At 68.4% G+C, this 15,150-nt stretch carries 8 protein-coding genes, 1 pseudogene and 2 CRISPR repeat arrays (1 of these 11 cut by a window edge); of the genes and pseudogenes, 3 read left to right on the forward strand and 6 right to left on the reverse strand.

Translation table 11 applies throughout. The annotated features are described in order from the left end of the window. A CRISPR array of direct repeats spans positions 1-344; the repeat unit is 28 nt; unit sequence GGATCACCCCCGCGTGCGCGGGGAGCAG; it begins 1,760 nt to the left of the window's first position. Positions 345-542: 198 nt separating this feature from the next. The 4 genes from O7611_RS09960 to O7611_RS09975 are packed head-to-tail and all read right to left on the reverse strand — an operon-like array spanning position 543 to position 7,383. Beyond that, positions 543-3,641, reverse strand: a complete 3,099-nt coding sequence (locus tag O7611_RS09960) for a C-terminal helicase domain-containing protein (RefSeq protein WP_269696655.1) — start codon at positions 3,639-3,641, stop codon at positions 543-545. Next, entirely contained in the window at positions 3,638-5,389 is a 1,752-nt protein-coding gene (locus O7611_RS09965; protein WP_269696656.1) for a phospholipase D family protein, read from the reverse strand. Before O7611_RS09965 ends, O7611_RS09960 begins: the two co-directional genes overlap by 4 nt. Further along, a complete protein-coding gene (locus tag O7611_RS09970) occupies positions 5,376-6,614 on the reverse strand; it encodes a DUF6361 family protein (RefSeq protein ID WP_269696657.1) in 1,239 nt (412 codons plus the stop codon). The genes O7611_RS09965 and O7611_RS09970 overlap by 14 nt, the downstream gene beginning before the upstream one ends. A 13-nt stretch (positions 6,615-6,627) precedes the next feature. Beyond that, the gene (locus tag O7611_RS09975; RefSeq protein WP_269696658.1) at positions 6,628-7,383 is read right to left on the reverse strand and encodes a DUF429 domain-containing protein; all 756 of its coding nucleotides are present in this window, start codon (positions 7,381-7,383) and stop codon (positions 6,628-6,630) included. A 450-nt stretch (positions 7,384-7,833) separates the two neighbouring features. Further along, a CRISPR array of direct repeats spans positions 7,834-10,481; the repeat unit is 28 nt; unit sequence GGATCACCCCCGCGTGCGCGGGGAGCAG. Positions 10,482-10,926: 445 nt separating this feature from the next. On the opposite strand from O7611_RS09975, the gene O7611_RS09980 reads away from it, so the two are divergent. From O7611_RS09980 to O7611_RS31990, 3 genes and pseudogenes are all read left to right on the forward strand, one after another. Next, complete coding sequence (locus O7611_RS09980) at positions 10,927-11,220, forward strand: transposase (RefSeq protein WP_269696659.1); 294 nt, start codon at positions 10,927-10,929, stop codon at positions 11,218-11,220. A gap of 11 nt (positions 11,221-11,231) precedes the next feature. Further along, positions 11,232-11,906: pseudogene (locus O7611_RS09985) on the forward strand (IS3 family transposase); the annotation flags it as partial. An 89-nt stretch (positions 11,907-11,995) separates the two neighbouring features. After that, entirely contained in the window at positions 11,996-12,130 is a 135-nt protein-coding gene (locus tag O7611_RS31990; protein ID WP_442929334.1) for a hypothetical protein, read from the forward strand. Between the two features lie 106 nt (positions 12,131-12,236). On the opposite strand, the gene O7611_RS09990 is transcribed toward O7611_RS31990, so the two are convergent. Together O7611_RS09990 and O7611_RS09995 are read right to left on the reverse strand one after the other, a co-directional pair. After that, positions 12,237-13,937 carry a hypothetical protein gene (locus O7611_RS09990; protein ID WP_269696661.1) on the reverse strand — a complete coding sequence of 567 codons (1,701 nt, stop codon included), beginning with the start codon at positions 13,935-13,937 and terminating at the stop codon, positions 12,237-12,239. Between the two features lie 297 nt (positions 13,938-14,234). Further along, positions 14,235-14,978, reverse strand: a complete 744-nt coding sequence (locus O7611_RS09995) for a nucleotidyl transferase AbiEii/AbiGii toxin family protein (protein WP_269696662.1) — start codon at positions 14,976-14,978, stop codon at positions 14,235-14,237. Positions 14,979-15,150: the final 172 nt, after the last annotated feature.

Here is a 15,150-nt window from a genome sequence, read left to right on the forward strand (position 1 = left end):
GCGACCACGGGGGATCACCCCCGCGTGCGCGGGGAGCAGACACCACGTAGGTGGAGTGTCCCCACAGCCCGGGGATCACCCCCGCGTGCGCGGGGAGCAGACGGTCTTCGCGCTGATCGGCCGGCGCGCCCACGGATCACCCCCGCGTGCGCGGGGAGCAGGGAGTGATCCCGGACCAGCAGCGCGCGGCCCTCGGATCACCCCCGCGTGCGCGGGGAGCAGGCCCTGGCTGCCGTCGGCGGGTTCGGCGCGGACGGATCACCCCCGCGTGCGCGGGGAGCAGAAGCTAATGCAGGCCCTCATGGTCATGCTCATGGGATCACCCCCGCGTGCGCGGGGAGCAGACTTCTTGACCTGGGGCGCTAGAGATCGACTTCGCGGTTTTCATTCACTATGACTCGCAAGATCGTTTCCCTTGCCCTCTGGCTGATACCTAGCTGACGCTCCGACAACCTCCACCTGAGCGTAGTGAATCGGTGCGACTTGGGCGAACGGGTCCGGCCGTTCACTGCACCTCCTCCGGCTCGAGTCGAGCGTCCGTCTCACAACCGGGAAGCGGTCGGCCGTTGAGGACTCAGATCCAAAACATCAGGCACGTCGTCCTCGCCTTTCGCCTGCCGCTGCAGAAGGAGCAGCAGGTCTTCCTGCCGCGGCTGGCCGAACGCGAGCCGATACCTCACTAGATCCGCCTTGAGCCGGTCGAACCGCGCCCGGTCACGGCTGAGCGGATAGGGCAGCACGTGTCGTTCGATCTTCGCCGGCCCGGAGAACACCCAGTACGGCGCGAAATCACCCAGCTCTCCGGACTCTGCTCGAGCGGCGTCGTACAGGGCTCTCCAGACGTCCGGATCAGCCGAGCGCAGGGCATCGGCCCGGTGCGCGGCGGCGACGTTGCGCCGCACGGCATGCCCGCCGAATCGGTGTACGCGCCCTTCGCGCTGCTCGAAGTCGACTGGGTTGGCCGGGGTGTTCCAGTGCACGACAGCTGAGCACCAATGGTGGAAGTCGATGCCTTCTTGGCCGGCGCTGGTGGTGGCGACGACGAATGGCCAGAACGGGCTATTGAAGGCGGCGCGTACGACCATCTTGCGGTTGACCTGGGATTGCTCCTCGCCGCGGCCGCCGTAGCGTAGGGCGAACCGCCCGGGCAGCTTGATGGGCTGCTCCGGGTTGTGTGGGTCGAAGGCTTCGTACGTCGACTGTCGGCTGGCCATCGCCTGCCGTGCATCGTCGGCGATCTTCCACAGTTCGCAGTCGTCGAGTGGGGTGTCCGAGGCTGTGCTGCGCAACGTGTGCAGGTGCTCGTCGAGGACGGCCTGCAGCCCGCCGGCCGCGCAGTACCGCAGCACTGCTTGCCAGTAGACCTTGTCCATCGCCAGGTGGTCGAGTAGCTGTGTGGACTCTGGCCGGTTGAACAGGGAACGCAGACCACTGGCGAGGAGCGCGGCTGCACGCCAATGCCCCGCCGGTGTGACCTGGCTGCCGGGTTCGATCAGCCGGGACAACGCTCGCCAGGCGATGTTGCCAGGGCCGTGCAGGCCGATTGCCGCGATGCTGTCGATCAGCCCGTCCAGCTGGTTCTGCGTCGGGTGGCCAGCCTGTTTCGTCAGAACCCGCGCCCGGGCGACGTGTCGGTCCAGACCTGTTGCCGAATGCTCCTCGTCTGCCGACGAGCCAAGGGCGGCAGCAGCGTCGTCGGCGGCGGGATCGGCGCCCGGCCATCGGAAGAGCAGCTCCCACGGCTCAGCCGGCGCTGGCAGGCCGGACCCTTCTTCGGCTGTGGCGTGAGCACGGAGCCGGTCCCGTACCTCGGATTCGAAGTCGTCCAGCAGCGCGAGGTCGTCCGGTCGCTGCCGAGCCAACGCCAGCGGATCGCACAGTGCCGCCAGAGTGGGATGGGGCCAGAAGAGCGCGAGGACGCTCATCGCCGCGGGGCGCTCGTGTTCGATGCGGTAGTCGAGGTGGCGGTGCCCCTCTCCGGCCGTGCCCAGCCGGCGCTCGGCTTCGTAGCTGAGGAGGCCCGCTACCGCGGTCGGAGTGGCGCTCCAGGATGAGAACAGCAGCCGCTTGGTGATGCCCTCACGCGCCGCGGTAGCGAACGGCTCATCGAGAGCGTGGTAGGGCAGCGACGGTGGCAGCCAGAGGAGCTTCCACCACCCCCGGTCAACGGTGTCGGCGGCGAGCTGCCGTAGCCGGCCGTTGCCGAGATCGACGGGCTCACGTCGGCGGATCGTCTCGGCATCAAGCTGCTGGGCCATGCCCAGCAGCGGTGGCACGTTCGAATCTGTCTGGTCCTTCAGCGCCGCGCGGACCTTGGCACCGAGCTGGTAGCCGTCGAGGAAGTTCAGGAAGTACGGTGCGGACTTCCAGTACTCAACCGTCATGGGAGCCCCGACAGCCTTGGCAATCTTGCGCATCGCGACGTAGCTACGTACGTCCTGCGGGTTGACGTCGTCGGCCAGGGTGACGTGTTCGCGCAGCATGTCGTGCTGGCCGAGGAGGGGTCGCTCGGTGCGGCACATGACCGTCAGCAGCAGGCGGCGCAGCCACTCGCGCAGGTCAGCGCAAGGTTCGCCGCGGACCAGAGCTTCCCGGTACGCCTCGAATGCCTTCGTCACGTCGGCGTGCCAGGATTCGTCGTCGCTGAGGAAGCGCAGGACCTGCCGGAAGTCGCTGTAGTGGTCCTCGCCGGTAGCGGCTTCTTCGGCGAAGGTGAACGGCTTGTACGGGGTGGCGGACAGTAGCAGCACCCGGGCGTCCCGGTAGTCGAACAGGTGCTGGGCGAGTTCGGCGCCCTCGCCTCCGTTGTCGTCGAGCAGCTCCCGGAAGCGCTGGAACTCGTCGAGGATGATCAGGTCGGGTTCGAGGACCTCGACGCCGGCGGTGGCCAGCGCCGTACGGAGGTCACCGGTGAGCTTGCGAGCGGTCTCCCGCAGAGCGGTTGGTAGCGCGGGACGTCGGCCGATGCCGTCCAGCAGTGCGTCGAACCTGTCGAGCAGGCCCCGTTGCCGGGCGCGGCGCAGGAACTCGTCAGCGATCGTGCGATTGACCTTTCCGCCCAGCTCCTCCCGCAGCCGGACACACTCGCGCTCGAAGCGTCCAGGTGTCGCGACGCCGGCCTGCAACGCCCGCAGCGCCGCCCGGGTTCGCCAGCCGTCCCACGAGCCTGCTTGCTCAAGCAGCAGGAACAGTAGGGCGCGCTCTTCGGCCGTGCCGGTGCGCCAGCCCTGGTCGAAGGAGGTGCCAGGGGTGAAGGCGACCAGGTTGATCGGTTTGCCGGCGGTAGCGGTCGCGGCATTGAGCTTGTCCGCGTGCTTGGCGAGCAGGGTGAGCCGGCTGGACAGCGTTACCGTCTCGTCCGGGGTGACCCGAAGCCGGTCGATGTTCTGGCGCGCCACATCCTGGTTGGAGCAGACGTAGATGACGTCGACCCGCTCGACGCTGTCGTCGTCCTGAAGACGCTGCAGGGTCTGTGCGATCACGCCTCGGGCGACCACGCTCTTGCCGAGACCGGTCTCGTCGGCGACCAGGAACCGGCGGGTCGGGTCGGCGCCGAAGTAGCGGTCGACGACATGCGCGACGGTGGTGCGCTGGAAGTCCTTCAAGCCGGCCATGACCGGGCCGGCGTCGTACCGCTTCACGCGCGCGCCTCCTCTGCCATCGCGTCCCGCGCCTCTGTGATGATCTTCCAGAGTTCGGCGAAGCCAGGTGGAAGCAGCCGCTTGCTGCTGCCGCTGGCCTCGATGCGACTGACGAGCCGGGCCAGGTCGTCGAGTTGCTCCGGCCGGTCGACGAGAGCGTTGAGAAGCAGCTCGAAGATCCCGGTCCCGCCTGTACGCCAGGCGCCGGCTCCGCCGGCGCCGCCGCTTACCGCGGCGGCAGCTTCCGTGCCGAGGCCGAGCATCAGAAGCAGAAACCGCAGGAACTTCTCCGGCGTGTCGATCTGCTCGGCGATGACGTGGTCAAGCCGGTGCTCGGGATCGCCGACCAGGGTGGCGAGGACGACGGCTTGTTCGCGGCCGGTGCTGTCCTCCGCGGTGACGATGACGAAAGGGGTGATGTCGACCAGCGTGAGCCCGGTGAACGCCGCGTCGACCGGCTGCCCCGCTGCGAGTGTGGTCGCCTCGCCCCGGCGGGTGTGCAGCTGCGCGGTGATCCGTACACCTGGCGCATCTGGCACGGCGTCTTCAGAAGTCAGCCGGATGCTGTAGCGGTCCGACTCGGACGTGACGGTAGCCAACAGCGGTACGGCCGCCAGGTCGCGGATCAGGTTTCGCAGCCGGTCTGCCTCGGGATCCGCATCGGCGCTGGTCTGACGCTCGTAGGGTTCGAGAATCTCGCGGAACGCTGCCTTGGGGCCGAGGAGGGCATCGATGCCCCACTGAGTGCGGCCACCAACCAGCTCCACCAGCAGCTCGACGTTACCGTCGAACGCCGCAGCGGTCGCGTTGGCGGAGCCGAGGAGAACCCGGGCCTGGTGGCCTTTCTCCACGACGTACACCTTGGCGTGCAGCCCGGTGAGCACCTCCTGGCCGGACGGCGACTCCTCAGTCGGCAAGCCGGCCAACTCGTTGACCACCAAGGCCTCGGCGCCGGTCAGGCTCTCGTCGGGTAGGCAGTCGAGCGTCTCCTGGCGGCTCACGACCGCCAGCTTGCCGCTCGGCGCGTACCGGTCGAGGCCGTCCGGCGTGCAGAACGGCGAGATGACCAGATGTCGTGTGCCGGCGAAGTCCACTCGGTGAGCACCAGGCACCCCCAGCGCGTGGAAGAACATCGCCGAGGCCCCGTCGGGGTACTCCCACTCGGCTCGACGCAGATCCTCGCCCAGCGCTTCGATCGCCACCTGCCGATCAGTAGGCAGCGGCGCGACTGCCAGCAGCATCGCGCGTTGCAGCAGGTCGAAGAGGGGCTTGTTGCCGGCCACCCGGCGAGTGCCCGGATAGCCCTCCAAGCGCAGGCATACATCCCAGCTGCGGTCCTTGGTCAGGTTGCGGCTCAGCACCAGCAGGCGCAGCGAGGGTTCACCGGTGGCCTCGTCCTCGAAGCGCAGAGCCCACAACTTCGGGTGGAACAGACGACCCGGCCTGGGACGGCGGACCTGGTGCACCATGGGCTCGACGAATGCCAGCAGCGCCGACTTCGTCGGCGGAACTGCGATCTGCCCGGCCTGACAGAACACATCGATCCGGTCGGCGCAGCGCCGTACGCCCTCCATCACCGTGATCGGGTCCGTCGACTCGCGTAAGCCCTGCGCGGCGAAGGCCAGCGGGGCGACCAGCAGACTCTCCAGATCCAGGGTGAACGTCAGAGCCACGGCGCGGGACATCCGCATACCCGGCGGCGGGCGCAACGCGTCGAGCAGCAGGGAGCGAGTATCAGGCGCGAGCACCGGCAGCCTCCGGCAGGTCAGCGGCGCAGCCGTCGTGGATGTCGATGAGGATCCGGCGTACCTGCGGCCACCGGTAGACCAAGGGCCTACTGCCGGAGGCACCACTCCACGTACGCAGCAGCTTGTCGTTGACCAACCGCGACTGACCCTTCTTGACCGACCGCTCCCGCTCAGCCACCAGGGTGCGCAGGCTCTGGTCCGTGACGGCGTCGTGCGCCGCTCCGCTCGTGACCGCGTCAAGCCAACGGTCAATGAAGCGTCGGGCAGATGCGTTCGATGCGATCCGCGGGTTCTTGTCGATCAACCGGTCCCACATGCCCGATCGGTCCCAGCCCTTGAGGCCGTGCTCGGTCGACACACGCTGATTCCAGTCCAGCAGCAGGTCGCGGTATCGGGTCACCGGCTCCTCACGTTCGGTCAAGCCGGCAGCCTCGTACCGTTGGGCCACGAGGAGGTTGTACAGCAACGCCGCTCCGTGGATCGCCAGCGAGAACAGCGCGGCGTCTCGTACCACCGGACCGATCGGACCCGGCGCGGCCGCCACCGCCGGCTCCTCCCACGGCGCCTCACTGTCCCAACCGGGGCGATGCGCGGGCTCGAGAAGGTATGCCAGCAGCGTGTCCGGCACCGCGGCCAGGAGCCGCTCGCGCAGCCATCGCCCCTCTTCCGGCCGAGGCTTCAATCCACCCTCGACCTCGTCCGGAAAGCCCTTCGGCGCGGCCGGCAACGTCGCGTGCCAGGCGCCGTGTACTCGCTCGGTCAGCTCATCCGCCTCGTCCGAGCCAACGCTGAACCGGCGATCCGATGAGCCCACATCGCCGTCATCGATACGGATGCCGTAGCGCTGCAACGCGGCCGCGTAGATGGTCGACGGCAGCGTTCGTACCGCGACACCAGCGCGACGGCCGATTACGCCCTCTGTGTCGTCGCCCTTCATCAGGGCGGAGATCACCTTCCGCTCGCTGCGGTCCACGTGCTTAGTGAGGCGGTCGCCGCGCCATCCCCGCCGCTCGGCCTCCTGGTAGCACCAGGGCACGATCAGCAGGTACCGCGCCCGGGTCTGCAGGACGGACGTGCCGGGGAAGAGCAGGTCGCTGAACGCGTCGCGGACCTGGCCGATACCCAGCTCGTCCCGGCTCTCTGTGTCGCTGAAGAGTTTGAGCAGCTCGCGCATCCGCTGCTGATCGTTGCGGGAGCTGTCCAGCCAGCTCAATCCTGAAGCCACGATTACCCTCCGCCTACGCTTCTGCCGCATCCATAAGGCCACTCAGAGGGGACGTCGGTAACGCGATCCACCCCTCGGACCGTGCGGCGACCCGCTGCTCGTCATCCGGCGTCGTGGCCTTACCGATCACAGCTGCGCGGGCAGCCAACGACGCGATCACTGCGTCGAACGCGTCGTGGCTGCGCCGAGCCAACGCCTCGAAGGTGCCCAGCTCCAGCCAGGGCGCGGCAGCGCGCAATGCAGTCACGAGGTCGGCATGCTGGACCTGTTGACCTCGCCCCTTGTAGCCGCGGTGCGCCAAGCCCCAGCAGCTCAGTGCCGCCGCCGGATACACCTCGACGATTCGGCCGTCTCCGCAGCGATCCACATCCTGACCGTCGGCGGCGAGCATCGACAGTAAGCCGGCGCAGCGGAAGGCAGCGTGCCCGATACGATCCGCGGCGACGCTGAGCGGGATGATCCCGGTCTGCTCGCGCACCACCTCGTCGGTGTGGCGATATGCCAAGCGGCGCCGCCATAGCCCGCCCTCGCCTTCGCTCGCGGCGATATGGCCAGCCTGGTGGGTCGTGACGAGTGCGACGAAGGGTGCCGGCCATCCGAATGGACAGTCGAGCCCGGTCTTGTCCGCGCGGCGGCTTGCCTCAACGATCTGGGCGTCGCTGACCCCGAGTGCCAGGTCGCGCACTACTGCGCGGCCTGGCAGCCATTCAATTGCGGCCATTGCCGTGCGCTTATCTGCGGCTGCCAGGTCAACGCCGACGGTTAGCACGGCACCACTCTAGGTACCACCAAGCATGGCGGCCATGATCCGATCGACGGTCGTTGTGGAACGTTTAGCCGCCCATGAACGCCGGCCAGCCATGATTCACTAGACACGAACTTAGACATCGGACCTCTATGTGCAGCTCCATCGGGCAACGCCGAGCAGCTGTGCCCGTAGCGGGAGGGCTACTTCGGGTCGGCCTGGAAGAAGCAACCGCCGCATGGATCCCAGCGCGGGCGGGAACAGGCGACGAAGGGAAATTGCTATTACAGGTCATGTCACCCCGCGTGCGTGGGGAGCAGTCCGGCCGTAACGGCATGCTCGTCGCCCTGCGCGGATCACCCCCGCGTGCGCGGGGAGTAGGCCAACAAGAACACCTACACCCTGATCCGCCAGGGATCACCCCCGCCTGCGCGGGGGCAGGCGCGGCAGTTGGGCTGCCAGCTCTGGTGCCACGGATCACCCCGGGGTGCGCGGGGAGCAGAGGGCGTTGGCCTCGGCATGGACCGCGATGCAGGGATCACCCCCGCGTGCGCGGGGAGCAGGTCGGCCCGAACTCGTTGCGGGACCGGCTGGCGGGATCACCCCGCGTGCGCGGGGAGCAGCGGGTGCTGGGCCACACCACCCGCCCGAGGTCGGGATCACCCCCGCGCGCGCGGGGAGCAGGAGCGCATCACTGATGTCGCCAGTGCCGTCGGAGGATCACCCCCGCGTGCGCGGGGAGCAGCTGGAGGACAAACGCCGGGTCAAGGCGCTCAAGGGATCACCCCTGCGTGCGCGGGGAGCAGGCGCCGAGCGCACCCTGAATGAGCACGGCCCGGGGATCACCCCCGCGTGCGCGGGGAGCAGAACAGCGCCATCACGCGGCGGCCGGCGTCGGTGGGATCACCCCCGCGTGCGCGAGGAGCAAATGCCGAGTTCTTCCGGCTCGACGCCGAGCATGGGATCACCCCCGCGTGCGCGGGGAGCAGGCGATCCGGGCGGAGACGCTGGACGGCTACCAGGGATCACCCCCGCGTGCGCGGGGAGCAGCCCGGCTGGAGCCGATACATGGCGCCGCGGGCCGGATCACCCCCGCGTGCGCGGGGAGCAGGCCTGCTGCGACGGCCCGTCGGTGAGCGCGTAGGGATCACCCCCGCGTGCGCGGGGAGCAGCGTCGAGTCCGTACATGTCGAGCGCCCCCATTGGGATCACCCCCGCGTGCGCGGGGAGCAGCGGTCCAGGCTGTCCCGGTATCCCTCCACGGCCGGATCACCCCCGCGTGCGCGGAGAGTAGTCGTCGAAGTAGACGCCGAGGTCGTCGCCGCCCGGATCACCCCCGCGTGCGCGGGGAGCAGGAGGTAGCCGGGATCCGACGGGTTCACCTCGACGAATCACCCCCGCGTGCGCGGGGATCAGCTCGTGGACACCCTGGACACGCTCGCCAAGGTGGGATCACCCCCGCGTGCGCGGGGAGCAGAGCCGATGGCGACGCTCTGCTCAATTGACGTCAGGATCACCCCCGCGTGCGCGGGGAGCAGAGCAACTTTTCGCTTTCCGTCATGCACTGCTCCGGATCACCCCCGCGTGCGCGGGGAGCAGTCCTTCGTCAGGCCGAGCCGTTTCGCTTCCTCCGGAGCACCCCCGCGTGCGCGGGGAGCAGGTCAGGCCACATAGGGGAACTCCCTCGGGTCGGGGATCACCCCCGCGTGCGCGCGGAGCAGCCCTGAACGTACTTCCCGAGATCGGCGAAGGGCGGATCACCCCCGCGTGCGCGGGGAGCAGGGGTCGTCAAACCCCTCGGTCAAGACCATGCAGGGATCACCCCCGCGTGCGCGGAGAGCAGGTCTTTCAGCCCGGATGCGAAGGACCCTACGCCGGATCACCCCCGCGTGCGCGGGGAGCAGAGGATGCGGTCTCCGACCTGGACCCGGCTGGCGGGATCACCCCCGCGTGCGCGGGGAGCAGGAGTGCCCCCGAACCGGATCGGAGCGGCGTTCGGGATCACCCCCGCGTGCGCGGGGAGCAGATCGCTTGCCCGCGGGTTGATCAGGTACCGCGGATCACCCCCGCGTGCGCGGGGAGCAGGTGGTCGGCTCGTACCAGTCGATGCCGAAGATGGGATCACCCCCGCGTGCGCGGGGAGCAGCGTGGGGCGGTTGGCCGGATTTGCGGCGCAGTCGGATCACCCCCGCGTGCGCGGGGAGCAGCAGGGCCCGGCGAGCGTCCGCGAGCGTTTCGACGGATCACCCCCGCGTGCGCGGGGAGCAGAAGAACCTGAACGAGATTTTCCAGGGCGGGTCGGGATCACCCCCGCGTGCGCGGGGAGCAGTCCGCCCCGGCCTTCCCGGCCTCCGTGGCAGCCGGATCACCCCCGCGTGCGCGGGGAGCAGGGCGTCAGGTCGATCCCGCCGGACTCCCACATCGGATCACCCCCGCGTGCGCGGGGAGCAGGCGATCTGCACCTCACCGGTCGTCGCGTTCGCCGGATCACCCCCGCGTGCGCGGGGAGCAGACCACCGATGCGGACCAGTTGGCGTGGGGCCGGGGATCACCCCCGCGTGCGCGGGGAGCAGAATATCCCGCGCCCTGCTCCACACCGTTGTCACGGATCACCCCCGCGTGCGCGGGGAGCAGCGGACGAGGAGGAGGTGGCTACTGTCCTGTCCGGGATCACCCCCGCGTGCGCGGGGAGCAGATGGAGTTGCCGGCCACGCCGATCACGTACACAGGATCACCCCCGCGTGCGCGGGGAGCAGGGGCACGCCGCACGGCAACCTCCAAGGTTGTGGGGATCACCCCCGCGTGCGCGGGGAGCAGGCCGCTAGATCGGTGGCGTTAATCCCTCGTGACGGATCACCCCCGCGTGCGCGGGGAGCAGGCCTCGGTCGCGATCGTGGCGACCCGGGTCGACGGATCACCCCCGCGTGCGCGGGGAGCAGGGGGGTTCGGGCACCTGCGAGTAGATGAATTTGGGATCACCCCCGCGTGCGCGGGGAGCAGCCGAACGCCTGCGGCCACAGCCGATCCGGATCCGGATCACCCCCGCGTGCGCGGGGAGCAGATGGACTGGGCGCCGGAGCCGCCGATCGTGCCCGGATCACCCCCGCGTGCGCGGGGAGCAGACTACTTCACCTGCGACGGTAGAGATCAACTTTCCGGATTTCATTCACTAGGACGCGCAAGATCGTCCCTCCCCAGCAGTCGCTGACGCAGCGAGCTAGCGTTCTCCACTGGAGCCTAGTTGGTGGGCTCAAAGTCGAGCTCCGGCGGAGTTGAGAAGGCCTGCGAGGACTGGCTGCGGTAGGGGCACTGCCGCGTCTTCTCTCGATCGAGCAAGCCTCCTTTCCTAGGATGCTTGTAGAAGGTGTGGCCGGCTGCACGCTGCCCGCGGACGCGTTGTCGGCGCCGGTCCTTGACTGGATTGCGTAACGGACGCAGTAACGAATCGAGGCTCGCCGTAGCCGAGCGGCTGACATCAGCCGGCAGCGAAGGTCGGAAGAGATGAAGTGACCCCCTGAGACCGGACACCTCTTGACTTGGCATCCTGCCGAGGAGGAGGAAACCGCTGTGGCTCGACAGAGCAAGTACCCCGAGGAGTTTCGCCGCCAGGCCGCGGCGTTGGTGCTCGACTCTGGTCGCACGATCCGTGACGTGGGTCGGGAGTTGGGCGTTAACCACGAGACGCTGCGCAACTGGGTCGACCGGCTGCGGCAGGAACGCGATGGCGGCTGGCCCAGTGACCTGGCCGCTGATGAGCGGGCCGAGCTGGCGCGGCTGCGGCGGCAGGTGGCCCAGCTGGAGCTGGAGAAGGAGATCTTGAAAAAAGCCGCGGTCTTCTTCGCACGCGAGACGGAGCGGTGAACCGGGCGGACGTGTACCGGTTCATCGACGCGGAGAAGACCAGCTACCCGGTCCGTCTGCTCTGCCGCCTGCTCGGCGTCGGCCGCAGCGCCTTCTACCAGTGGCTGCGCGGCGGTCGACAACGTGCCGCCGACCGGCAACGCCATGACGAACAGCGCGTGGAGGTCACCCGGCGGGCGTGGTCCGACCACCGAGGCGTCTACGGCGCCCGCCGGCTTACCGCTGAGCTGCACGAGCGCGGTCACCGTTGGAACCGCAAGTCGGTAGCGAGACTGATGCGGCTGGCAGGGATCGAGGGCGCTCACCGGCGCCGGCGCGGCAAGCCCCGGCGGAAGGCCGCGTCCACCGCTACCGCACCGGACCTGGTCCAGCGGCAGTTCCACACCACCGCACCGAACCGGCTCTGGGTTGCCGACATCTCCTACCTACGCACCTGGGAAGGATTCCTCTACCTCGCCGTCGTCATCGACGCCCACTCGCGTCGCGTCGTCGGCTGGGCGATGGCCGATCACCTGCGCACCGAGCTCATCCTCGACGCGGTCGGCATGGCCATCCAGCACCGCCGACCCGCCCGTGACCAGCTCATCCATCACTCGGATCGGGGGACGCAGTACACGTCGTTTGAGTTCGGCCGCACCCTGCGTTCCTGCGGGGTCCTGGCCTCTATGGGCTCGGTGGCCGACTGCTACGACAACGCCATGGCGGAGACGTTCTTCGCCACCCTCAAGACCGAACTGGTCTACACCGCGCCTGGCCGTCACGGCACGAACTGGAGATGGAGGTCTTCTCCTACATCGAAGGCTTCTACAACCCCCGCCGACGGCACGGCCGGCTGGGTAACGTCAGCCCCGACACCTACGAGAAGATCCACCAAGAGTCCCTGACACACATCGAGGTGTCCGGCCGATAGGGGTCGCTTCAGGTCGCTGCTGTCGATAGCCCTGGCGGGAAAAAGCGTATAGGGCTTTTCCGGGGACGTGGACGCCTGCAAGGCTGCAGCGTGATTTCGGCGCCGCTCAGGTCTTGCGAACGGCGCCTGTGAATCCTGCGATGAACAGGGCAGCTAAGGCCCACGCGAACACCTGCAGAAGCCAAGCAGCCACCGTCAATGCGTCGCCTGTGGCGCTGCCGGTGGGATGACAGTCCGCCGCAGTGCCGGTGCGTAGCATCGGCAGGTTTAAGTCCAAGCCCACGCCGACTTGTTCCAGCAGCGAGCACGGCGTTGCCTTCGCGCCGTCGGTATGTGCGAGGCCACCGCGTGGGCCCAGGACGACAGCCGCCAGGATCACGGAGGAAGCGATCACCGCAACAAGCCCTATCAACGCTCGCCAGGGCTGGTAGCCGTAGCCGAGGGTAAGTCCGGTGATCCTCGCCCACATCCGATCCGCGCCGCTCACGACGCCGCGGCGAATCTGATCCCGCCGCTGGTCCATCAGTATCTGGCGCAGCCGCTGGTCATGCCCGGCCGCGCGCATCGCGTTGGCGAACTGCTGATAGGGCTGCGCAGCGTATGCCGGCGTGCCGTGCACAAGAATCCGTCGCCAGTCGTGCCAATCAACCCCAACGGGCACACCGGCGTACGACAACCCGTCTACATCGAGCACTGCCTGCGCGTAGCTGGTGTTTGCTGCCGGCCACGCGCTACGGTCAGCCGCCGCCCACCGCTGATCGAGAAGCAAATGGCCACCGATGAGGGCACCGCTCAAAGACACGACTGCGGAAGTTCCGGCGCCGGCGGCCCGAAACCGACTGTTAAGTACGACATCCTGGTCGACCCTTAAGCCGTCTGCATAGAGCGCAGGGCCCGAGTCGCTGGTAATAGTCAGGTCCGTGCAGTCCAAGTCCCCGGCGACGTGGGCACCGGGTATGCGGACGGCGGCCCCGCTGCTGGTGCCGGTGGACTTGAATACGCCGGCGAGAGCAACGTTCTGATCGACCCGGAGGCCGTCGGCGTAGAGGGCGGGGCCGGAGTCATTGCTGACCGTAGCCCTTTCGCACATCAGTTCCCCAGCGATATGCGCACCGATCAGCCGGACGGCGCCGCGTTCCCCGGCACCAGTGGCGCAAAACCCGTGGACAAGCCCGACGTCCTGAGACACATACAGTCCGTCGGCGACCAAGGCGGGTCCTGAGTCGTTGCGGATGGTCGCGCCGATGCACATCAGCTGGCCGCTGATGTGCCCACCGATTAGCCGGACTGCTCCGTCGTCCCCAGCGCCGGTGGCGTGGAACTGTCCGATGAAGGCGACGTTCTGGTCTGCCTCAAGCCGGTCGGCCTGCAACGCCGGTCCTGAGTCGTTGCGGATGATCGCCCCCGTGCAGTTCAGCTGCCCACCAACGTGCGCGCCGATCAGACTGATGGCTCCGAGGCTCCCGCAACCGGTGGCACGGAATCCCTCGATGAAGGCGAGGTTCTGGTCGACGTGCAAGCCGTCGGCATGGACGGCAGGGCCTGACTCGTTGCTGATGTCCGCCCCCTCACAGCTCAGCATGCCGGCAACGTGTGCGCCGAGCAGGCTCACGCTGCCGCTGCTCCCGTCGCCGGCGATCCGTGCGCCCGCCAGGCTGAGCAGCTTGACGGTGAGCCGATCGCAAGCCAGAGGGGAGTCATCCCGATCCGATGGCTGATCGACTACACACCCGACGAGGGCCAGCCGGGGTAACTCCGCGTCGCGCGCGACCAAGCCCTGCGGCAACAGGCAGGAATAGAGTTCCAACGCTACCGGTGTGGTGAGGCCCTCTAAATCAACGCGCCCCTCTATGCGGGCCCCGCACAACCGTAGACCGCGAGGGTCCGGATTCGCGGCGAGATGCCCACGTAGGATGTCCCGCAGCACCCAGGAACGGATCGTGCGCTCGGCACCCCATGAGCGCATGCGTTGCTCGTCAACCGGCTCATTACCGGCCAGATCATATGGCTGCCCGGCAACGATCCGATCGACGAGGTCCTTCTCGATCCGGCGGAGTCTGTCGTTGGCCCTAGCTCGTCCCCACTACATCACCGTACGACCTGCTCAGACGCGCAGGCAGGTTTTCGCGAGGATTGTGGCGACGAGGCAGGCTCGGCAATTCACCCACCGCATGACCCCACACCTGAACCGCCCCGAATCTTGAAGAGACCCCTCCCGCAAACTGGGAACCCACCTCAGCCGGTGGGAGATCTGCTGTGGGCTCCCCACGTTGGCCCAGCTGTCGGCTCGGCCTGAGAAGGTTGAGCTGGCGTTGACACCAGCGCCGGTCCTGATGCCTTGCCTTGTTGCGCCCTTCCAAGTGTCGCCACCAGACCCTGCAGGCCGATGTTCATCTGGACGGGCGGCTGGGCGCGCCAGTTCGCCCCCAGTTCCACCCGGTGCTGCTGTGGGTTTGCTGGGTCTGTGACGTGCAGCCGCGCGACTGTGATCGAGTCGAAGATCGATGTCGACGCCGAGCCCTTCGGCGCGGTATGCGGCGATCACCTCGTCGACGGCGGTGGGGAAGTCGGCACGGCGTTGCCAGTCGGCGAACAGGTCGACGTCTTCGCTGGGGCGGTCGAGGACGCCATGGGCGGCGATGGCATGCCCGCCGGCCAAGGCGAACCCGTACTGGCCGCCGACTTGTAGGGCGATCTGCGCCAGCCGGCGATGGATCGGCGGAGTCTGGCCGCCCACTATGCGGCGTGTCGGCGCGTGTTGGCCAGCTCGGGGAATCGTGCTTCCCACAGACGGCGAACCTGTGGGGCACCACGAGGGCCGGCCATAGGCGTTGCAGGGTCCGGCCATCCAGCCATCGGGAGATCGTCGGGGGCGGTGGCCTCGCGAAGGACGGTCTCGTACATGCTGGCCAGGCGCCGCGGGTTGTCCAGGTCGTAGCGCGCCCGCCCGGACCAGTCGAGCCGGCGATCCAGGCTCACCCGTTGGTCGGCCCCCGCAGAGCGTCGAGCTGGTCGGCGAC

The sequence above is a fragment of the Micromonospora sp. WMMC273 genome (assembly GCF_027460285.1).
Taxonomy (GTDB): domain Bacteria; phylum Actinomycetota; class Actinomycetes; order Mycobacteriales; family Micromonosporaceae; genus Micromonospora; species Micromonospora aurantiaca.

Bases quoted from the DNA above. Each gene is read 5' to 3' on its own strand.
- O7611_RS31990 (WP_442929334.1), top strand. From the start codon at position 11,996: ATGGAGGTCTTCTCCTACATCGAAGGCTTCTACAACCCCCGCCGACGG.
- O7611_RS09995 (WP_269696662.1), bottom strand. From the start codon at position 14,978: ATGGCCGGACCCTGCAACGCCTATGGCCGGCCCTCGTGGTGCCCCACA.